Source organism: Mastigocladopsis repens PCC 10914 (assembly GCF_000315565.1).
Lineage (GTDB): Bacteria > Cyanobacteriota > Cyanobacteriia > Cyanobacteriales > Nostocaceae > Mastigocladopsis > Mastigocladopsis repens.
Genome location: NZ_JH992901.1, coordinates 3,696,542 through 3,717,873, shown reverse-complemented (window position 1 = coordinate 3,717,873; position 21,332 = coordinate 3,696,542). Strand labels below are relative to the sequence as shown.

Genomic DNA, 21,332 nt, shown 5'->3' with positions numbered 1-21,332 from the left:
AGAGATAAAAAAGACACCTGAATAAAAACACCTTAAACGTATGATATGACTGGTTTACAACATTTTTGTTCCTTGGTTAAGAGAAACTTCAAATTCATAAAAATCTATCATTCAATTTTAGATTTCACTCAAACGTACTATACAAATTCCTTATATAATCCTGACCACTGTTTTAAGTAATTTTCCCTATGCCTACCTACAAATGTCATAAATGGTGTATATTTTGTCTCGCTATTCATGATCAAGCTACAAAAATTTTTCTGAATTACCGCAATTATCAAGGTTACCATTTTTAATTGACATTTAAGTAGATGCACAAACAAGGTTACTCGGTGTAGGAAAGAATGAAATATCCCAATACCCTACCCTCTGTAACCTACACCCCTTTAATAACTCTCAATACCCCAACTGACGACGAGCTTCAAACAGGCTCACTGCCACACTTACAGAAAGATTTAAGCTACGAACATTCGGTTCGCTCATGGGAATGTAGAGAGTCGCATCACAAGCTGATATGACTTCACGTGGCAAGCCAGTGGTTTCACAACCAAACAATAACCAGTCATCGGGTTGAAACTGAAAATCTACGTACTTGCAACTGCCTTTGACACTAAAACCTAACCATCTTCCGCCACGCGCTTGATGTACGGACTTAAAAGCTTCCAAGGATTCGTGATAGTGCAGCTTGACATAAGGCCAGTAATCTAAGCCGGCTCTTTTGAGGTAGCGATCGCTAATGTCAAACCCCAAAGGTCCTACTAAATGTAATTCAGTGCCTGTAGCAGCACAAGTGCGAGCAATATTACCTGTATTAGGGGGAATAAGCGGGTTAACTAAAACGACCTGCGGCATTTGCGGAGGAATAAATATATTGAAAAAAGCAATCTAGCAAATTTTTCCAATCTATCTTACGATAGAGGGCATATATAGTTTTTCTTAATATACATTCCCAATATCCATTGATTAAAAATTTAAAACAGATATGAGATATATCTCAAAATATCTGAAAAATACTCTGATATATATCACAATTTTTGAAAAAATCTATAGGTGTAGCACTAAACACTTTTGCAAGGCACAAGATTTGCTAATGCTGAGTAATGATAGATGAACTCAGCTCAAGCAACTAGAAGCGAACACAATTTGTCTTCTAGTTCTATTTCGCTTTCTCTTGTTGCACCAACAGCCTGAGTAATAACGTGCCTTGTACTCAAACCAAGTGCGTGTAGTTGCAGCCATTGTTGAGCTTCATTGCCTTCGCGCAGAATTTTTTGCAATGGTGAAAGGAAACAGGCAAAACCATGCTGCTTCGCGATCGCCCAGACTTCTTGATATATTTCGGCAATCCAATCTCTGGCTAAAATGCTTCTGCCATCTTGCCAATGCCTGAGTTGAGCGTCGAGACTGGAAGTAGCAGCCGCCGCTTCGTTTGCATAGGTTAAGGAGACAAGTTCGTCTGGGGAGAAGGTACTTTGGGTTAACGGATCGATATCGGGATGATCGATAAGTTGTTGAATCCGCGCCTCTAGTAAGGCTGTTATCGCCAACAAAGCTATCGGGTCTGTGACTAAATCGCAAATTCGCAGTTCTAGGCGATTTAAATCATAAGGACGGCGATCGCCATTTGGTCGCACTGATACCCAAAGATGACGAACATTTTGCATAGTTCCAGCTGCCAGTTGGTTTTCCACCCACTGAATGTGGTGAGCATGGCTTTCAAATAAAGGCACTTGAGAAGGTGTTTGTGGAAAAACACTCCAGCGTGTGGAATGATTGCCAGTCGCTTTGCCATCTAGGAAGGGGGACGAGGCACTTAGGGCAAGCAATAAAGGTGCTTCTACCCTTATAACCCGACACGCCCGCATTAATAGCTCCGGGTCGCTGATACCTACGTTGATATGAACGCTAGCAGTGACTACCTTTGTGCCGTATGTTTGCTCAATGTAGGCATGGTAAGGATTTGTTGGGTCAGAGCGAAAAAAGCGATCACCTCCACCTAACGATAGAGTACTCCCTGGAATTAGGGTATAATCGCCGAATTGCTTGATGAAGTTTCGCAATTTGAGCCTAGGACGTAGCAAGGCACACAAAAGCTGGTCATAATTCCGCTCTGGTGCAGTCGTGTATTCTACGTTTCGGCTATCTGGCTCCCGGACAAATCCATCCAAAGACCCAACAATCTTGTCGGAGAGTCCGACGATATCACCACCAGGCGTGCCAGTGTACATCTCTATTTCAAAGCCTTTCAATAGCACTCGTCTGTTCTCCTCGGCTCTCCTTACTTCTAGATTGTATCGAAGGCGACGAAATTCTGCATATGACCTTTGGGTTAATTAACAGTTAGCAATGGGAGATGAGGAAGATGGGGAAGATGGGGAAGTGAAATAATTAATAACTAATGACTCTTTACTACAGTCGATACTGTCGATAAACCGTACTCGCAGCGCGGTGCAGCAGGGAGTGACGATACACAAGTGATTTGAGGTCATCAGCATAACCACCGCCAATAACGCAGGCGACAGGATAGCCAACAGCAACACAAGTACTTAAAACTTGCATTTCCCTGCGAAAGATGCCAGTGTCGGTTAGAGCTAATTTTCCCAACCTGTCCCCTACATGAGGGTCAACGCCAGCGTCGTATAAAACTAAATCTGGCTTGACATCAGATAACAAATCTGGTAAATATTGCCCCAATGTTTGCAGATATGCATCATCTTCCATCCCCACTGGCAGAGGGACATCCAAATTGCTTTTTTGCTTTGTGCCAGGGAAATTGACTTCGCAGTGCATTGAGAAGGTGAAAACACTATCGTCCTCTTGAAAGATAAAAGCAGTGCCGTCTCCTTGATGCACGTCCAAGTCAACGATGAGTATTTTCTGGACGAGTCCGGATTTTTGTAAGACGCGAGATGCGATCGCCAAATCGTTGAAAATACAAAAACCAGACCCATAACTGGGAAAGGCGTGATGAGTACCGCCAGCAGTATTACAAGCCAAACCGTGCTTAAGTGCTAGTTGCGCTGTGAGAATAGTACCACCCACCGCCATACAGGTACGCTTGACAAGCCCTGGACTCCACGGTAAACCAATGCGTCGCTGGGCTTTGGCATCAAGGCTTCCCTCACAGTAAGCTTGAACGTAGTCTGGGGTGTGAACTAACTCTATCAACTCTTGTGGTGGGCATGAGGGTGTGTGAAATTGTTCGGTTTGCGCCACGCCATCAGCTAGTAGCAGTTCGTAGAGTTGCCGAAACTTTGGCATCGGGAAGCGATGACCTTCAGGTAGTGGGACAACGTAGTCGGGGTTGTAAACAATTGGCAAGTCCATGTTATGAATTTTGACCTGCTAAGACGAGGACAGTCGCGTGGTGAGTCAGCGTTCTTGGGAGAGTTTACCGACTTGAGCGAACCTTTCCGTGCCAAGTAGAACAAAAGATTTTTTTTATACGAAAACTGGGAACGAGTGAGCGGTTTTTTCCGTCCGTTGACTGGTTTAAGCCACAGAAAATCCACCCAAGTTTTGTTAAAACTGGCATAAAACAGGGGAAAATAACAAACAAGCAAACAAGCCAAGAACACTCAATCTAAAATCCAACATCTAGAATTCCAAAATTTAAATGATAAACACTCTCTGACTGCATACAGAGGTAATTATTTGCGTTTATCCACTACATTTGCTATGAACATCTTATATACAAATATGATACATTGGATTTTGCCCCTTGTATTGATTTTGGCTGGCTTACTTGGTGGAATCGTAAGCGAAAAAGTCATCTTCAAAAAACTGAAAAGATTTATTTCTAGCAGACAAATTCCAGGAAATGAAATTATATTTCGCTCATTGAACCGCATGCCCTTCTTTTGGTGTGTGCTTGCTGGGTTTTATGGTGCAGTTATTAGTTATCATCCTGAGCCAGATGTTGCAGAATTACTCAGAAAAATCATTGTTGGTGCTTTCTTATATACAGTTACAGTCGTCTTTGCCAGACTAACTGCTGGGTTTGTCAATTTATTTCTTCGCAGAACTGATGGTCTTTCAGCATCACTCCTTTCCAATGCTGCCAAAACAATCGTTTTAGTTCTGGGTACATTAATCCTATTGCAAACGCTAGGAGTTGAAATTACACCAATACTGACAACGTTGGGTATTGGTGGTATAGCAGTTGGTTTAGCACTTCAAGATACCCTAGCAAATTTGTTTTCTGGTTTTTATTTACTGATTTCTAAGCAAGTCAGAACAGGAGATTATGTTAAACTTAATGATGGTAACCATGAGGGTTACGTTACAGATATAACATGGCGAAATACCACTATAAAAGAGCTTTCCAATAACGTTATAATAGTACCAAATTCTAAGCTAGCTTCTGCTATTTTCACTAACTATCATCTGCCAGTTAAGGAAATCACATTAACGATAAGTGTAGGAGTTGGCTACGATAGCGATCTAGAACAAGTCGAAAAAGTGACTGTAGAGGTTGCTAAGGAAGTTATGCAGGAAATTGCACCTGAATTAATAGCAAATAAACCTTATATAAGATTCAACGAATTTGCTGATTTTAGCATAAATTTTACACTTTATATGCGGGTTAATGAATTTTTTGACCAACGTATAGCTAGACATTTATTTATAAAAAAATTGCACAAACGCTATCAGGAAGAAGGAATCAAAATCCCCTTCCCAATCAGAGAGATTTATGTGCAAGGTGATGGAAGTAAAAATGGAGCGATGACGCTGAAATAATCGCTGGATCCCACTTTGGCAGAAACACATGGCGAATGGAATATGGGCTAAGGTACGCGCTACGCGCTCCGCGTAGCGCGTTAACTCCTCCGCAGGAGGCACGCGGGATAGCCTGCGGAGTGGACAAACCTCTTAGCATGACTGCTAAGACCACGATGAACCAGGAAGTAAACGCCATAGCTCCAAATGCCCAGCCTTGTCTAGACCTTGGTAGCTATGGGTCGGTATTACAGAACGGATAGCCTATGGATAGATTTAGCACAGCTTCTTAAAAATTAATGTACAGCAGCTTCTATTACCTCAGGAGTTTGAGGAGTAAAATCTGGTTCTTGAACGACAATTTCAGCTAGTTGGGCGGCGATTTCGTCACACACAATTTGGCGATAATCGATGAAGTGTTCCAGGTGAGCGCAGTTGATGATGTAGTGTTCAAACACTCCCGGATTGTGCCGGATGATTAAGAATATCTGATGCCAGAACTGGAAGCGTGTCTTACGCTTGAGTCCTTGTCGCCAACAAATAATTAGCAAGGCGCGAATATCCTTTAACCCAGGTCGCCGGAACTTTTTCTTATTAGGGCTTGGTCTCATGTGGGCGAAGTGGCGATAGACTCGCGCTAGATAGCGATCCGGCTCATACAGTTCCCAAAAGCATTTTGTGTACTCGCGGGCTAACTCTTCGACAGGACGGGTCGGGATAAAGTTGATCAACGTTGTTTGGTTGATGTTAGCGTCTTTGTGTTGTCCATCCAGCAAACGTCCCTCTTTCTCCAGTCGTTGCCACAGTGCTGTACTAGGCAAAGCTTGAAGCATACTGAACATGGCTTGAGGAATTGCAGTAGCTTCCACAAATTCGATAATGCGATCGCCAGCCCCTGGCTTTTCCCCATCAAAGCCAATAATGAAACCAGCCATCACCCGCAACCCTGAGCGATTAATTCTCTGCACGGCTTCTATTAAAGAGTTGCGCGTATTCTGAAATTTTTGTGTCAAGGCTAAGCTATCTGTATCCGGTGTCTCGATGCCCAAAAATACAGCATTGAAGTTGGCAGCAATCATCAAATCTAGTAATTCCTGATCCTGTGCCAGATCCACCGAGGCTTCAGTTGAGAAGCGGAAGGGGTAGCCGTGGGCTGCCATCCAAGGACCTAGTTCCCGCAGCAACAGCTTCACATTACGCTTGTTGCCAATGAAGTTGTCATCCACCATAAAAATCGAGCGCCGCCAGCCCAGATCATAGAGAGTCTGCAACTCAGCTAGCAGTTGGGCTGGGGTTTTAGTGCGTGGCTTGCGCCCATACAGCACAATAATGTCGCAGAATTCACATTGGAAGGGGCAGCCTCGCGAAAACTGTACCGACATATCACTGTAAGCTTCCATCTCCAGCAGATCAAATCTGGGAATAGGTGTATGGGTGACATCTGGCTTTTCCCCATTAGCACGTAATATCCCAGAAGTTTCACCCCTTTCCAGTGCCTCTACCAATAGAGGTAGGGTCAGCTCGCCCTCATCTAAAACTAGAAAATCTACCCCTGCTGACTGCGCTGCCTCAGGCACAGATGTAACGTAGGGACCGCCCGCCGCCACCAGTTTGCCGCGTTGCTTCGCTTCACGGATCAGGTGCAGCATATCTGGTTTCTGGACAATCATGCCAGAGATAATCACTAAATCTGCCCATTCCCAGTCTGCTTCAGTTTCAGCGCGCACATTGCGGTCTACCAAGCGGAACTCCCAAGTCTGAGGGAGGATAGCCGCAACTGTGATTATCCCCAAAGGGGGAATTGTCACCTGACGACCAATCAGTTCTAGGGCTTTATCAAAAGACCAGAATGATTTAGGAAAAAGGGGATATAGGAGTAAAACTCGCATTCAATGTCATCCTCACACTAAATAAATTAGTGAGGCTTAAATAAACTGAAAATACCTTCCCATCCACACAGCATTCTAGGGTTAGCTATTTTTGTTTAATTCGCCTCTGTCAATAGCAAAAATTAACTCTTACTGTTTCACCAAACTTGATCTTAGAACAAGTTGAATATTAACCCGGGATTTCTCACAAATGAGAAATCCGGGTTAAGCCTTGTTCACAATGCTACTCGCACGTGTAGTTAGTGCTCAATGCCGAGGCGCTTCCTAAAACCGGATACAGCGAAAGCGTGCGCCCTGATACGCACTGATTTCATTGCCACTATACCAATAAGATTGGTAATTTAGGGGTTATTCTGGTACGATCCTACCAACTATAAATTCCTTGAAAGAGAATCTATCTCAGTCCAGTTCTCCTATGAAAAGAAGACAACTTTTTGCTACCCTCAGCATAGCAGTTGCTAGCTTGCTGTTAACAGCTGGCTTGCGATTGTTTGACCCATCTCCTGTGATAGCACAGTCAAAGGCCAATCTACTCGTCTCGGCTGCCGCCAGTCTCAAAGATGCGATGGCAGAAATCAAGACGGTTTACCAACAAAGTAAACCAAATGTCAATATTAGTTATAACTTCGGTGCTTCTGGTGCCTTACAGCAACAGATAGAGCAAGGCGCACCGGCGGATGTCTTTATCTCTGCTGCAAAAAAGCAAATGGATGCTTTGGAGCAAAAGGGGCTGTTGCTGGCCGGAAGCCGTGCTAACTTAGCAAACAATAGTCTAGTCTTGGTTGTGCCTAGTAATTCGACAACCGTCACCAACTTCAACACCCTCACAGATGCCAAGGTGAAGAAAATTGCCATAGGCGAACCCAGGAGCGTTCCTGCTGGTCAATATGGCGAACAAGTACTCCAAAACTTGAACATTTTGCAGCAAGTCAAGCCCAAACTTGTCTATGCCAACAACGTACGTCAAGTGCTGGCGTCCGTAGAAAGTGGAAACGCTGACGCTGGTCTGGTTTATGCAACAGATGCCAAAATCTCGAACAAGGTGAAAGTTGCAGTTGTCGCTAGTGAAAAGTCTCACTCTCCGATTGTCTACCCGATGGCAGTGCTCAAAAGCAGTAAAAATCCTGATGCAGCCAAGGAGTTTGTTAAGTTCTTATCTAGCTCGCCAGCTCAGGCTGTACTGAAGAAATATGGGTTTATAGTTCAAGCATCAAAAGTCCCAGCAACAACCCGTTAAGCTGTTATAGGTTTAACTTTGTCTTCAGCTAATTAGTGGTCAGTGAGGAGTGGTGATGGGAATACTACCCATTCCCTACTCCCTAATATATAAAATCTGTTTGATTTAGCTACCGTCTGCAAAATATATAACTCTTCAAATAATGTTTTCATTTATACGTGTTAAAAGACCGTTGCATATACCACTTGAGAAATCCCATTCACCAGTGGTGTATCCAGTCGCAGTTGTGAAAAACAGCAAAAATGCCACGGCAGCTAAAGCATTTGTCCAGTTTCTCAAAGAGTGAATCAGCAAGAACCTTGTTTGAAAAGTACGGATACAGAATGGCTAAATAAAATACTACTCAACCTTATCTACCTTTTGGATGTCTCTAAAAACTGTTTTACTGTGTACATTAGGTGATTACCAACTTTTTTATAATTTAGTTGGGATTGAGTGAATTTCTATAAAACTGAGATTCTGCCATTCTGCCAAGGAGCAAAACACGAATCCTGACTTTTCTGGACGGTGTTACTTTTGAAATTTTGAATGTCTTATGCCCCTTGATTTTTCTCCTCTGTGGATATCCCTCAAAACCTCTTTACTTGCAACATTTATTACCTTCTTCTTTGGTATTGCTGCTGCTTATTGGATGCTGGAATATCGAGGAAAAGGAAAATCTTTGATTGAGGCAATCTTTGTTGCTCCTTTGATTTTGCCTCCCACGGTTGTCGGCTTTTTATTGCTACTGCTGTTTGGTAAAAATGGTCCCGTGGGGAAACTTATGGAGCCTTTGGGTTGGAGCGTCGTTTTCACCTGGTACGGTGCAGCGATCGCTGCCACTGTGGTAGCCTTCCCATTAATGTATAAAACTGCCTTAGGTGCTTTTGAGCAAATAGATACCAACATAAAGCGAGTCGCGAGAACCCTTGGTGCAAAAGAATCAACAATATTTTGGCGAATTAGTTTACCACTGGCAGTGCCAGGGATTTTAGCAGCAACCACCTTGGCTTTTGCCCGTGCGTTGGGTGAATTCGGTGCCACGCTGATGTTAGCAGGAAATATTCCAGGGCAAACTCAGACGATTCCAATGGCAATTTATTTTGCTGTGGAAGGCGGAGCAATGGACGAAGCTTGGTTTTGGGCTGTTGCCATCATGGCTATTTCTCTATCTGGCATTATTGCTGTTAACTATTGGCAGGAAACTCAGGGGAAGAGGAGGGGGAGAGGGGGAGATACGGAGAGAGGGAGACGCCCAGACGCCCAGAGAGAAAATGTCACCGCGTCACCGCGTCCCCTTCTCCCCTTGTCGTCTTCTGGGCTTTGGGTTGACATTGAAAAACAGCTGCCTGGGTTCAGCTTGCAAGTGTCTTTCAGCGCTGATAAGCAACCCTTGGGATTATTAGGAGGGTCTGGGGCTGGAAAGAGCATGATTCTGCGCTGCATTGCTGGGATAGAAACACCGACAAGAGGTCGGATTGTCCTGAATGGGCGGGTGTTGTTTGATTCGCAACAAGGGATTAATTTGCCACCGCGCGATCGCCGTATTGGTTTTCTGGTACAAAACTACGCTCTCTTCCCGCATATGACTGTAGGGCAAAACATTGCATTTGGTTTGTCCAAAGGACTTTCTGCCACAGCGATTCGACAACAAGTCGAAACTCAACTTATAGCAGTACAGTTGGAAGGATATTCTGAGCGCTATCCACATCAACTCTCTGGCGGTCAACAGCAAAGAGTGGCATTGGCAAGAGCCTTAGCAAGTCAACCAGAAGCACTGCTATTAGATGAGCCATTTTCTGCACTAGATACCCACCTGCGAAGCCAACTAGAGCAGCAAATGGTAGGAACATTAGCGAATTACGAAGGTGTGACTCTATTTGTGACCCATAATATGGAGGAGGCTTATCGAGTTTGTCCTAATTTGCTCGTTCTGGAGAAAGGAAAAGTCATTCATTCTGGCACTAAATACGACATTTTTGAACACCCAGCCACTGTAAGTGTTGCCCAATTAACAGGATGTAAAAACTTCTCGAGTGCTGTTGCGGTGACATCAACTCAAGTGAAAGCAGTTGATTGGGATTGTACCCTGAAGCTCATCGAACCTATCCCTGATGCTTTATCTTATTTAGGAATTCGTGCCCATCAAATTATTCTTACCAATAACTCCAATCAAGAAAATACCTTTCCTTGCTGGCTAGCGAGAACGAGTGAAACGCCACACCGAATGACGCTGTTTCTCAAGCTGCATCAACCATCTACTCACAACAATGATTACCACTTGCAAGCGGAGGTTTTTAAGGAGAAATGGGCAACTCTCAAAGACGAACCAATGCCTTGGTATGTGCGTTTAGATCCTTTACGATTAATTTTAATGGAGAGAATGTTTGGTGTTCAATATTGCGTTCAATGACCTATTTTCCACATTTGAGAATTAGTTCTTTGAACGCAACTTAGTATCACCCCTCAATCAGCAATGGCATTTTTTATTTTGCATTTTTCATGCTTCACCGCCGGGAGCGTCTGCGAAGTCGGTCAATTGTCACCGCCACAATAATCACCAGACCCTTGACGACTAATTGCCAGAAATATAGCAGTTCTCAATTGGGTTAAACACACTAGGAGCACAGAATGCCCTGTCCCTACCGTATAGTGCATGAAATTGAGAACTGCTATACTTTGGTGATGTCATCCAAATTATGTTGCTAAGAAATCACCACTGCTCACCAAGTAATGATTCAAATTCTCCTGTTAAAGCCTTAATATCCGCAACCCTTGCCACTAGTAAATTATTGCTACCTGCATCCACTAAACGCGATTTCCAATAGCAAATACTTTCTGAATTATTCATCCAGAACTCAATAACAGTACTTACCACTTCATCCATATCCCAGCCCCATTTTTTTGGCAATGGTTCTACAGATTTGATAAAGGCATCAAGTGTACACTTATGATTTCCCACGTATTCCACTCCTTGATGCTGGCATATTTGCAAATTTTGCTGTTGATGACTAAAAAAATCCAAAACTGGAGATACGCCTACGATGTCGAAAGTGTATTTCATTCCAATGCTCCAAATTATTATAGGAGTTTTATTCAAACAGAATTCTCCAAAGATGTTATTTCTTAAAAACCACTGAATGACATATAAAAAATCATATTAAACCACATCTGATAGATACTAAACTTCATACAAATATTGACATTTGAACATTGAGAGTGCTAAAAATCGTTCCCAGAAAGATTTAGCAATAAGGTACATTGATTGCTAAAGTTTGTTTTGCAAAAATTAGCAGTAAACTCCATAGAGTGCTAAAGTTTATAGAGGTATTTATCTTAAAATATTAAAGAATTTCGTCGTAATAAAAGAGATGTATCTTATTTTTAATAATTATTTAAAATTCTCTTCGACAAGTTTCAAAGGAGAAATAGCAGCTTTGGCTGCTGCCTGTTTGTGGGCTGTGGCATCGCTCATATATGGTCGCTTAGGGGAGCGTATCCCGCCATTGCAACTCAACTTAATAAAAGGAATAGTTGCGATCGCCTTCCTGTTGCTCACCATCCTCATCAGTGGCGAATTGGTTCCCAACATTGCACCACTTTCTCTGTGTCTACTCCTCCTCAGTGGCGTTGTGGGCATTGGCTTGGGCGATACAGCTTTTTTGGCAGCTATAAATTCCCTTGGGGCACGTCGTGTCTTGCTCATTGGAACTCTTGCGCCACCCATCACAGCAGTACTCGCGCTGATTTTTCTCCAAGAACGGCTAAACGTTAGTGCTTGGTGCGGAATTTTGCTCACCATACTGGGAGTTGCTTGGGTGGTGACAGAACGCACTCCCAATACAAGCGATAGTTCCGCAACGCACCTATGGCAGGGAATAGGCTTTAGTTTGTTAGCAGCAATGGCAAATGCAGCAGGGGGTGTCCTCTCCCGTGCTGCATTGGCAAATACAAGAGTTAGCCCGTTGTGGGCAGCCTTGTTGCGCTTGATTGCAGCCGTGTTGATTCTCTTGGTGTGGATACCCTTTGCCAGGAGACAGGGCAGTTTTCAGTTAAAAACATTACAATCTACCCAAGTAGTTTTAGCAGCAATCTTTGCTGCCTTCTGTGGCACTTTCTTAGGAATCTGGTTGCAACAGACAGCGATTAAATTCACTGCTGCGGGAATTGCCTTAACCCTGTTGCAGACTAGCCCAGTATTTATTATACCGCTTGCTATTTGGATGGGTGAGAAAGTTAGTATCAGAGCAATTGCTGGTGTTGTGATTGCTTTAGCTGGGGTTGGACTCCTGTTTTACCTAAGCTAAGTCTAATCATTCAAACCAGGCAACGGATGCTTTTGGTCAAACAAAAGAAGCAGAACTCGTAGATAAAATCCGCAACTCCCCAAATTTTATACCTGAATTATCCCTTGTAGCGATAGAAAATGGGGATGTGCTGGGATACATTCTTTTCAGCCGCATTGTCATTGAAGCACCAAAGCATATTCCAGTACTGGCATTAGGACCGCTAGCTGTGACACCTCCGTACCAGCGCCAAGGTATTGGCAGTCAGTTAGTGCAGGTAGGTTTATCAAGGTGTCGTGAATTAGATCATTCTATTGTTGTTGTTGGTGATCCGCACTATTACAGGCGCTTTGGTTTTCAAAAGGCGAGTCAATTCGGCTTGCGCTCATCATTACCAATTCCAGATGAGGCATTTATGATACTAGAACTCCAACCGAGTGCGTTGATAAATATCAATGGGAACGTCTGCTATCCAGCTTACTTTCGTGAGGTTTGAAACATAATTTTTCCAGTCGCGATTCCTACTTCTGTTTCTCACCCACAATACTCTTGCTAAAATTGTGGTCGCCAAAAAACACACTGCTTTTGACTTTCAGAAAACATTGGTGAAAGTAAATGTAAATCCTCCGTTGGCAGGGAAGATTTACAATAAAAAGGAAATTTCGGTTGTCGAGAAGTGTAATCATAAAATACTGCAAATCTGTCTGAAGCTACAGGTATTTTTCCTCGGTGAAAGACACTACCAGTGCCTGCAATAACTACCGTGCCAGATAGTCCTGTACAAGATTTATAATTTGATGAGGACATCACCTGTTGCATAGTTTGATCACTGATGTAACCATATTTGTATTTCAAAGAATCAGCGACTTTTGCAGTGAGATACTGTGGAAGATATTCAAACGGACCACCATCGTCATTGACATCCTTTAAATAAACAATAACTTTAAACAATTTTCGGTCTTCTGAGTCCATATGCCACAACCTTGATTTTCTCTCAACTTGGTTGGCAATATCTCTCCGAAAATAGGCTCCGTGATACGCTACTGGTAGACCAAGATAATTCTCAGCAATTTTTAGTAACCGTTGTTCTAATCCCCAAAGAAAAATCTCTGGATACTCCATCATCTGCTGGGAGGTTGCATGAACAACAAATTCATTTTCATCGCCCAAAATAACTCCTGAGATTTTTGGCATTAATTTTTCTGCAGCTTGGAGCAATTGTGGAGTAGAAGGAATCGAAAGTTCTTCTAATGAAGTGACAACAACTCCTTCAGTTTTAAGAGTCTCCACTATAGTCCAGTCAGTACTCGAAAGAACAGGTAGATGACTCCTATGTTTTTCTAATGCTACGTGATAAGCAAACTCAGCAGGATTTCGTACAAATGAAACCTCATAAAGGTTTTTTAGGATTTTGTTACGCACCTGTGTCGCAATAGTCTTCATCTTATTGGTAATCTCTTTAACAAATACGTTGACCAATATTTTAAGTATAATTACGGTTAAGTGTCCAATGATTTGTCTTCACATGGGCAAACTTTATATTTGCTTTACAAAAAATGGCTACAAGATGACCGTGCTTTACTATTTTTGAATATTCAACCTAAAAACCAGCTTTCCGGATATTTTTTTTGATAAAAATATTAATTGAACTCAATAAAATTACTGAATGACAGATACAGACAACGTCATCGGCAATGAGTAGAAGCCGCAGTCTTACTTATTTGTTGTAGTGTAAACTTTGATTAAGCCTGAACTTGCAAAGCAGCTTAGCTTCAGAATGTTTCTAAATTGACAAGGGATATTTGCACCAGCTACAGCCTATACCTATCAATTTGGAATACTAGACACGAGTATAAAGGAGTCACAGTCATGGTGCGATTAATAATCAGCTTAATTTTGTTGGGACTATTAACTGCGTGTACCACAAGTGTTCTTGCACCAACGAGCCAAGTCGTGGAAAAAGCAATTGCACTCGAATTAGAGAAAACTCAGCAGCAATTCAACCAACAGCTAGATTTGAATTTTCAGGGATTTGAAATTCATCGGCTATTAATTACTCAGGAACAACCCCTGACGATTCAAAATTTACCTACTTACCGCGTTCGCGGAGTTTACAACCTCACATTTAAGCTCCCAAAACGACGGCTAACACAACCTCAAAAACCTTTTGAAGTTTACCTGCAACTCCAAAGAGAAGGTAAAACTTGGCGGTTGCTGCTTCCTGAGAATGGTGGCAAAAATACTCAATCAGTTTGGCGCAGTTACCTCATCCAATAAATTGCTTACATTGACTAGCACACACTATCGGAATCACTCAATTGTTCAGTGTGGGGAATCGAATGTCTTTACCCCTATTAGCCATTAGCTAATCTCTGTGTGTAACTCAAAAAACCATCACAAGCATTTCTGCCTCACATCCAACCCGTAGCCAAGATGAAAGTGATACCTTTACGGGAGATAGGACAAGATGTCTTTTAACTTTTTGATCAGTTCCAGTATTGGAATTGTGATTTTGGTACTACTAGCTTTTAGTGTGCTGCAATGGTTTCATATACCTGCTGGCAACTTCCTTGACTGGGTGATTGGCGGCGCAAGCTTTTGGTGGCTTTTGGTGATTGTGACTGTACCGTGGAATGTCCATTTTCAGGCAAAAGAAGTTTTGGCAGAAGGGGCACAATCAACTGAAAAAGGAATTCCAGTGGATGAGAAACAACTGGAGTACGTCAAGGTTTTGGCACGGCGATCGCTTCTGGTTGCTCTTGCCTTATACCATTTCACGAAAAGCCTGATACAAATAAAGCATCAAGAATAAAATCCCAACCTGTAATAGAAGCAACGATTGATGTGTTTAATTGTTCCAATCGCTTCCAAATAAATTCTCTTAATTCATCTAAAGTTGAGAAGCTTTCCCAAGTTAAATGCCTTTTAACCTCCTCCCACAATCTTTCAATTGGATTAACTTGAGGTGTATGCGGAGGCTGAAATAACAAAACTATATTTTCTGGTAGTTTGAGATGCTGACTAAAATGAAACGCTCCATTATCTAACTGAAGAATATGTATATCTTGAGAATAAGTCTCTGAGAATTTTTCTAAAAAAATATTGAAACAAGCTGTATTTAAATGAGAGAATTCCCAAATAAAATGCTCTCCAGTTAATGGTTCTACTAATCCATATAAATAAAAATTATCCCGCTTCCATTGCATAATGCCGATGGGCTTGACTCCTTTTGTCGTAATTAATCTCCCAGGTTCAGTCTTCAACCCCACACGGCTTTCGTTTCCACACCAATATCTAATTTTTTTTTGTTTATCGACTGGTGCTATGATGTGTTTTTTAATTACTTCTAGGTATTGTGGCAGTTTTTTTTAAATTCCAATTCTGCTTCACTATCGTATTTGACACCTACGGCTCGCGGTACTTTTAGCTTCGCTTTCATTTGATAGCGCACTGTGTCGTGTACTACTTTATATGATGCTTCTATCCCTTCCACTGCTTTTAACCAAGTTCGTATTTCTTCATAACTTTTAAATCCCTGTGGCTGTTGAAGTTCTCTGTCTAGCTGCTCTCTTGCTTGTAAGTTAATCATTGGCGGTCTTCCTGGACTCTTTTTCGTTGACAATAAACCTTTTATTCCTGATTCGGTATAGTCCTTCAACCATCTTTGTACCGTTACCCTTGCTCTCCCTAGCACCACCGCTACATCCTGTATTGTTTTTACATGACCTATTTTCAGCAAATACAACGCTTGAATCCGTTCACGACTTGATACTATTTTTTGTTTTCTCAGCAGTTCCTGTAATTCTTCTGCTGACTCATATATTTCTACTTTGGTGACTCCAGCCATCTTTGCTCGTTGATATTTATTCCTTCTTTATCTGTATCATAGTTTTAGTGAATTGGTATTACACTTATTTTCAGCTGTTGGTCTTTACACCCTCGCTGCCACTGGTATTAGTGCAGTCGGCTATGTCAGTTCTGGTGCTGCTTTGTTATTAACAGCACTACGTCCAGCCATCAGTGCCTATGAGTACTTATATGCGCGGTTAACAATGATTCGTCAAGAATGGAAGTACCCGCGTGAAGATATTGTAGAACTCCGTTCCCGTTTCGACACTATAGAAGCAACCGTTAAGCGCTTAGAAGAACAACTTAACCCAGAACAGCCTTACTCCTTAGCAGCGAATCAACAAACTTATTTAGAAGAAACTCGCAAAGAATTAGCCCGTATTGCCGTTAGTGTGGAAGAATTACGTGCCACAAATCAGACTGAACATGAACGTCTGGCAAAAGAAGCACGACAGGCTATAGCCCAACTTTCTACTGATGGGCAATTTCTGGATCATGTCCGCGAAATTATCAGGTTTTTTAAGACAGCATAGTTCAGAATCCAGAATTGCTGCAATTCCTCAGACAAAATTATAGCGGGTTTGGTGTTGCGTGGAATACAGTAGAGACGTTATATGTAACGTCTCTACATACTATTGTGTATATGAAAAAGCAAGAAAATAAATTTAGCCACCTGACGGCAATAGAAAGAATTTACCTATCAGTACCTGCACAGTTTTTGTTAGATAAGAATATGCTTCAAGGTAAAGTCCTAGACTTTGGTTGTGGCTTTGGCAATGATGTTAAATTATTGCGACAAAAAGGATTTGACATTACAGGTTATGACCCTTATTATTTCCCGCAATACCCTAATGAGAAATTTGACACAATAATTTGCTTTTATGTTTTAAATGTTTTATTCCTTGAAGAACAAGCGGATGTTCTCATGGGAGTATCGAATCTATTGAAGCCGGGAGGTAAAGCGTATTATGCAGTAAGAAGGGATATAAGAAGAGAAGGATTTCGAGAACATTATATTCACAAAAAAACTACATACCAGTGTATTGTCAAACTTCCATTTAAATCAATTCATTTAGATGATTATTGCGAGATATACGAGTATACACATTATAATTTACAAAGAAATTCATCTAATAATTGCATATTTTGCAACCCTCATAAAAACCTAACTATCCTAACCGAGTCAGCAACTGCCTATGCTATGTTTGATGGTTATCCCGTAAGTAAAGGTCATATTTTGGTTATTCCAAAACGTCACGTTAGTAATTATTTTGAGCTACCGTTTAAAGAACAATCTGCTTGTTGGTTTATGGTTAACAAAGTGCAAAAAATTCTTAGTAAAGAATTTGAACCTGATGGTTTTAATGTGGGAATGAACATCAATCGAGATGCAGGTCAAAATATGATGCATGCCAGTATTCATATTATCCCTCGTTACAAAAATGATAGTGTTGGTGCTAAAGGTGGAATAAGATATGTGATTCCTAAAAGGAAATAGTTTGTAGTTTGTCGGTTGGGCAGAACCGTAAGAATGTTATCAATACAAAGGGGAGCATCCCAATGCATGCAAAAATACTGGGCGATGAGAAATTGCGGCTACACAAACGCTCGTCCGCCTACGCGGACTAATTTTTAGCCTGCGGAGGCTCCAGAGAAGTCCTGCAGGCGGTGAGACCAGTACCGCAGTTTCTTACGGCAGGGTTACCCTCCAAGAGAACTCCTTCTTTTGCCTTCTATATTAATCCCGCCGACTCATAAAGCCTTTTAAGCATTGCCAGAATTTTGTTACCGTACTCCAAATCTGCTGCCCAACGTCCTGAGAGTTGATTGATTGATGGAGCAATACCGCGAGTCACAAAGCGAAATCTTGGATCTACGACTTCCTGCACCAATGGTTCCAAACTAGCGTAAGCTTTCAAGTGTTGGATTTGCGCCCGAACACCAATTCTGGCACTTTCAAAGGACGCCGCTTCTACACCACCACCAATAGCACCCAAACCGGCAAAGTTATTCTGCTCTGATCTGATATCACCGCCAAAGCGTAGAAATCCAGTTTCTACACACATTTGGCAGAAGGCAATGTCATGGTTCACCCCCTCTATAGTCGCTTCTTCCCGGTAGAGTTTTGGCAAGTCAGGAAATTGCACGATCGCGCTTTCATTGTTGTTTCTCAGAAATAGCTGCAATTGCACTTCTGATGTGTAACCGTTAGACATAATCTTGTCAATTTGACCAGAGTTAATTTGCAGAATCGAGCGCAAATTCAGAGTGCGACTCGCGCTATCCCAAGAGATGGAAACATTAAAGTCCCGCAGTTCAACAGCTTTGACGTAAACAACGCTGGCTAAAGTCACGCGGCGAACATTGGGCGCTTTCGACAAATCAATCCGCAAGCGATCCACCAAGTCAATGGGGATATAAGAATTACCATTAATCAGTATTCCTTGCTCTGGATACTTTTGCCCATTAATGTTGATGTTGATTGGCGGATATGTTGGTTCTGCTCCCCCCTCTGAACCGGGATCAACAACACGACTCCAAGATGTAACTCCGTCGGCAATTCCCAGCGCAAAGTCACGGCGGCGAGTTTGCAGTAAAGCGCGATCGTCTGGGCTAGTAAGAAAGCCAACTTGCATTAACAAAGAAGCAGTTGCTGTCTGACGACAGAATGCCAAACGCCCCAAACCCGACGCTGTGTCTGGCTTGACTCCTCGGTTTGGCAACTGAGGGACGCGGCGTATCAGCCCCACCAGCAGCAGTTCGGCATGACTTCTGCGCTCATTATTGTTAGCAATGTAGAAAATACTAGCCCCACGTACAGAAGGACTGCTCGCAGCATCAGCATGAATTTCTAGGGCAACATCTTTTTGACGCGCGCGAGAATTGATCCAAGTAATAGTTTGTTGGGCACTTAGGTCATCTGGAACCGCCAAAACTTCAAAATTACGCGCTCTGAGTTCGGTTACAATTAAATCTCGCAGCAGAATCATTTCCTTTGCTTCGCTTGTACTACCGGCGATTGAGCCTGGATCTATTCCTCCTGCTTCTTTGCCTCCGTGAGCTGCTGAAATAAAAATACGTCCCATTTTTCAGTATTTCCTTTTATACAATTATGTGATTAACGATTCTGGAGCGTCATTCGTGCCTTGGCATCAAGAATATAATATCTATCAGTTGTCCTTTGTGAGCCAGCGCTGCAAGAAGGTTTCCAACTGTCACGGCGACTACGTTCGCCCTTGGCGTGCCGCAGGCATACCCGAAGGGTCATTTGTCTTTTGTCCTTTGTTCAAAGTTAATGACCAATGACTAATAACTAATCACCAATATGCACATTCCCCGCTTGCATCCAGATACGATTGATGAAGTTAAACAACGGGCTGACATTGTTGATGTTGTCTCGGAACACGTTGTCTTACGCAAGCGTGGAAAAGATTTTGTGGGTTTGTGTCCCTTCCACTCAGAAAAAACTCCCAGTTTCACGGTTAGCCAAACTAAGCAAATGTACTATTGCTTTGGCTGTCAAGCTGGGGGCAATGCTATTAAGTTCATGATGGACTTGGAGAAGCGCTCTTTTGCTGAAGTGGTGCTGGATTTAGCGCGGCGTTATCAAGTTTCAGTCAGAACTCTAGAACCTGAACAAAGGCAAGAGTTGCAGCGTCAGCTATCTTTGCGCGAACAACTGTATGAAGTTCTTGCGGTGGCGGCACAGTTTTATCAACACGCCCTGAGATATGGTGGAGAGAAGGCATTGCAATATCTGCAATCGAATCGCCAATTGACGGAAGAAACAATTGGGCAGTTCGCTCTCGGATATGCGCCCGCAGGTTGGGAAACACTCTACCGCTATCTGGTTGAAGATAAACGCTACCCAGTACAACTGGTAGAAAAAGCGGGATTGATTAAACCACGCAAAGAATCGAGCGGTTATTATGACGTGTTCCGCGATCGCGTGATGATTCCCATTCACGATGTCCTTGGGCGCGTCATTGCCTTTGGTGGCAGAAGTTTAGGCGATGAACAACCCAAGTATTTGAATTCACCTGAAACAGAAGTTTTTATCAAAGGGAAAACTTTATTTGCCCTCGACAAGGCAAAAGCAGGGATTTCCCAAATGGATCAAGCTGTGGTGGTGGAGGGATATTTTGATGCGATCGCCCTCCACGCTGCTGGTATCAATAATGTTGTCGCCTCTCTTGGTACTGCTCTTAGCATAGAACAAGTACGGCAAGTTTTACGATACACCGACTCTAAACAGTTGGTACTTAACTTTGATGCTGATAAAGCTGGGACAAATGCAGCCCAAAGAGCAATTGGAGAAATTGCCGAACTAGCATATAAAGGTGAAGTCCAGCTCAAGATTCTCAACTTGCCTGATGGTAAAGATGCTGATGAATACTTGCAAGGACGCAATCCAGAAGATTATAGAGAATTATTAGCAAATGCTCCACTTTGGCTAGATTGGCAAATTCAGCAAATCACAAAAGACCGCGACTTGAAACAGGCTGCTGACTTCCAGCAAGTATCTCAACAGATGGTGAATTTATTGAGAAAAATTACTAATAGTGATACGCGGAACTATTATATTTCCCACTGTGCCGAGATACTTAGCTTAGGAGATACCAGACTTATACAGCTACGGGTAGAGAATCTTCTTACTCAAATTGCTCCTGCTAGCACACCCCGTAACCCAACACCACTCATCAAGCAACAACCTGTAGCAGCACAGCAAAGTGTTTCATCTCAAGAAGGCAGTCTTTTAAAAGTGGCAGAGGCTTTATTACTGCAGATTTACTTGCACTATCCAGAATATCGTCAAATTATAGTTGATGTTTTAGAAGCTCGGGATTTGCAATTTAGCCTTTCCCATCACCGATTTTTATGGCGACAAATTTTAGAGATTTCCTCTGGAATAGAGGATGATTTATTAACAACTGTGCAAGATAGATGCCTAGAGTTTCCTGAGGAGATAAAATTGGTGACTCATCTATTTCATCTAAATGAGAAAACCCAAAAAGATATTATTTCACATCACGACAAGTTGATCCAAGCAGCGACTGCTTGCATGGAAAGGGTGCTGTGTGAAAAGCGCTGTCGTCACTTCTGGGAACTGTTTGATCAAACCGATCCAGAAGCTGAACCGGAAAAATGGCAATCGTATTATCAGGCTTTCTATGCGGAAAAACAACGGCTTCAGGAATTAGAGCGACAGCGGCAATTTTCCCTCTCAGAATTGATGTAAGCTAATGAGCATTCAAGTTGCACAAAATGAGATCTGAAACCCTTACCGCAACAAGCTTGCTTTAGAAAAATGAATGACGATTAACTTAACACAAGTGCAAATGACAAGGCAAGTCTTTGAACAATTTCATACTG

The 21,332-nt window shown here is 42.4% G+C and carries 18 protein-coding genes and 3 pseudogenes; 11 read left to right on the top strand and 10 right to left on the bottom strand.

Going from position 1 to position 21,332, the window contains the following annotated elements; translation table 11 throughout:
- Positions 1-396 precede the first annotated feature (396 nt).
- The 3 genes from MAS10914_RS0118795 to MAS10914_RS0118785 form a co-directional block, all read right to left on the bottom strand.
- Complete coding sequence (locus MAS10914_RS0118795) at positions 397-852, bottom strand: tRNA (cytidine(34)-2'-O)-methyltransferase (protein WP_017317496.1); 456 nt, start codon at positions 850-852, stop codon at positions 397-399.
- A 266-nt stretch (positions 853-1,118) separates the two neighbouring features.
- Positions 1,119-2,255: a glutamate--cysteine ligase gene (gshA, locus tag MAS10914_RS0118790; RefSeq protein WP_017317495.1), complete on the bottom strand. Its 1,137-nt coding sequence runs from the start codon at positions 2,253-2,255 to the stop codon at positions 1,119-1,121.
- A 154-nt stretch (positions 2,256-2,409) separates the two neighbouring features.
- Positions 2,410-3,327, bottom strand: a complete 918-nt coding sequence (locus MAS10914_RS0118785) for a histone deacetylase family protein (RefSeq protein ID WP_017317494.1) — start codon at positions 3,325-3,327, stop codon at positions 2,410-2,412.
- Positions 3,328-3,678: 351 nt separating this feature from the next.
- Between MAS10914_RS0118785 and MAS10914_RS0118780 the strand changes: the two genes are divergently transcribed.
- Positions 3,679-4,740: a mechanosensitive ion channel family protein gene (locus MAS10914_RS0118780; RefSeq protein WP_017317493.1), complete on the top strand. Its 1,062-nt coding sequence runs from the start codon at positions 3,679-3,681 to the stop codon at positions 4,738-4,740.
- Between the two features lie 275 nt (positions 4,741-5,015).
- On the opposite strand, the gene MAS10914_RS0118770 is transcribed toward MAS10914_RS0118780, so the two are convergent.
- Positions 5,016-6,608, bottom strand: coding sequence for a B12-binding domain-containing radical SAM protein (locus MAS10914_RS0118770; protein WP_017317491.1), 1,593 nt, complete (start codon positions 6,606-6,608; stop codon positions 5,016-5,018).
- A gap of 415 nt (positions 6,609-7,023) precedes the next feature.
- Between MAS10914_RS0118770 and modA the strand changes: the two genes are divergently transcribed.
- The 3 genes from modA (at position 7,024) to modB (ending at position 10,237) form a co-directional block, all read left to right on the top strand.
- The gene (modA, locus tag MAS10914_RS0118765) at positions 7,024-7,845 is read left to right on the top strand and encodes a molybdate ABC transporter substrate-binding protein (RefSeq protein ID WP_017317490.1); all 822 of its coding nucleotides are present in this window, start codon (positions 7,024-7,026) and stop codon (positions 7,843-7,845) included.
- 142 nt (positions 7,846-7,987) lie between these two features.
- Complete coding sequence (locus MAS10914_RS34375; protein ID WP_198014986.1) at positions 7,988-8,131, top strand: substrate-binding domain-containing protein; 144 nt, start codon at positions 7,988-7,990, stop codon at positions 8,129-8,131.
- A 249-nt stretch (positions 8,132-8,380) separates the two neighbouring features.
- Positions 8,381-10,237, top strand: a complete 1,857-nt coding sequence (gene modB / locus MAS10914_RS0118760) for a molybdate ABC transporter permease subunit (RefSeq protein WP_017317489.1) — start codon at positions 8,381-8,383, stop codon at positions 10,235-10,237.
- Positions 10,238-10,537: 300 nt separating this feature from the next.
- Here the strand turns inward: modB and MAS10914_RS0118755 are convergent, their stop codons facing one another.
- Positions 10,538-10,888, bottom strand: a complete 351-nt coding sequence (locus MAS10914_RS0118755; protein WP_017317488.1) for a hypothetical protein — start codon at positions 10,886-10,888, stop codon at positions 10,538-10,540.
- A gap of 307 nt (positions 10,889-11,195) precedes the next feature.
- Here MAS10914_RS0118755 and MAS10914_RS0118750 point away from each other — a divergent pair, with 307 nt between their 5' ends.
- Positions 11,196-12,131 carry a DMT family transporter gene (locus tag MAS10914_RS0118750; RefSeq protein WP_017317487.1) on the top strand — a complete coding sequence of 312 codons (936 nt, stop codon included), beginning with the start codon at positions 11,196-11,198 and terminating at the stop codon, positions 12,129-12,131.
- 34 nt (positions 12,132-12,165) lie between these two features.
- Positions 12,166-12,606: pseudogene (locus MAS10914_RS30505) on the top strand (GNAT family N-acetyltransferase); the annotation flags it as partial.
- A 56-nt stretch (positions 12,607-12,662) separates the two neighbouring features.
- Here the strand turns inward: MAS10914_RS30505 and MAS10914_RS0118740 are convergent.
- Positions 12,663-13,553: a hypothetical protein gene (locus MAS10914_RS0118740; protein ID WP_017317485.1), complete on the bottom strand. Its 891-nt coding sequence runs from the start codon at positions 13,551-13,553 to the stop codon at positions 12,663-12,665.
- Positions 13,554-13,979: 426 nt separating this feature from the next.
- On the opposite strand from MAS10914_RS0118740, the gene MAS10914_RS0118735 reads away from it, so the two are divergent.
- Positions 13,980-14,387 carry a hypothetical protein gene (locus MAS10914_RS0118735; protein WP_017317484.1) on the top strand — a complete coding sequence of 136 codons (408 nt, stop codon included), beginning with the start codon at positions 13,980-13,982 and terminating at the stop codon, positions 14,385-14,387.
- 190 nt (positions 14,388-14,577) lie between these two features.
- Positions 14,578-14,889, top strand: a pseudogene (locus tag MAS10914_RS30500) (hypothetical protein); the annotation flags it as partial.
- On the opposite strand, the gene MAS10914_RS30495 reads toward MAS10914_RS30500, so the two are convergent.
- Both MAS10914_RS30495 and MAS10914_RS0118725 read right to left on the bottom strand, forming a co-directional pair.
- On the bottom strand, positions 14,885-15,409 hold the full coding sequence (locus MAS10914_RS30495; RefSeq protein ID WP_033364704.1) for an IS630 family transposase: 525 nt from the start codon (positions 15,407-15,409) through the stop codon (positions 14,885-14,887). The pseudogene MAS10914_RS30500 and the gene MAS10914_RS30495 overlap by 5 nt on opposite strands.
- A gap of 47 nt (positions 15,410-15,456) precedes the next feature.
- Positions 15,457-15,957 carry a helix-turn-helix domain-containing protein gene (locus tag MAS10914_RS0118725; protein WP_017314015.1) on the bottom strand — a complete coding sequence of 167 codons (501 nt, stop codon included), beginning with the start codon at positions 15,955-15,957 and terminating at the stop codon, positions 15,457-15,459.
- Positions 15,958-16,009: 52 nt separating this feature from the next.
- Between MAS10914_RS0118725 and MAS10914_RS30490 the strand changes: the two are divergent.
- Both MAS10914_RS30490 and MAS10914_RS0118715 read left to right on the top strand, forming a co-directional pair.
- Positions 16,010-16,492: pseudogene (locus MAS10914_RS30490) on the top strand (hypothetical protein); the annotation flags it as partial.
- A gap of 110 nt (positions 16,493-16,602) precedes the next feature.
- Positions 16,603-17,457 carry an HIT family protein gene (locus MAS10914_RS0118715; RefSeq protein ID WP_017317481.1) on the top strand — a complete coding sequence of 285 codons (855 nt, stop codon included), beginning with the start codon at positions 16,603-16,605 and terminating at the stop codon, positions 17,455-17,457.
- 235 nt (positions 17,458-17,692) lie between these two features.
- Here the strand turns inward: MAS10914_RS0118715 and tftA are convergent, their stop codons facing one another.
- Together tftA and MAS10914_RS35705 are read right to left on the bottom strand one after the other, a co-directional pair.
- Positions 17,693-19,045 carry a hormogonium tapered terminus morphoprotein TftA gene (gene tftA / locus MAS10914_RS0118710; protein ID WP_017317480.1) on the bottom strand — a complete coding sequence of 451 codons (1,353 nt, stop codon included), beginning with the start codon at positions 19,043-19,045 and terminating at the stop codon, positions 17,693-17,695.
- A gap of 32 nt (positions 19,046-19,077) precedes the next feature.
- Positions 19,078-19,227, bottom strand: coding sequence for a hypothetical protein (locus MAS10914_RS35705; RefSeq protein WP_232224188.1), 150 nt, complete (start codon positions 19,225-19,227; stop codon positions 19,078-19,080).
- A 57-nt stretch (positions 19,228-19,284) separates the two neighbouring features.
- Here MAS10914_RS35705 and dnaG point away from each other — a divergent pair, with 57 nt between their 5' ends.
- Positions 19,285-21,198, top strand: a complete 1,914-nt coding sequence (gene dnaG, locus MAS10914_RS0118705; RefSeq protein WP_017317479.1) for a DNA primase — start codon at positions 19,285-19,287, stop codon at positions 21,196-21,198.
- The last annotated feature ends 134 nt before the right edge of the window (positions 21,199-21,332 follow it).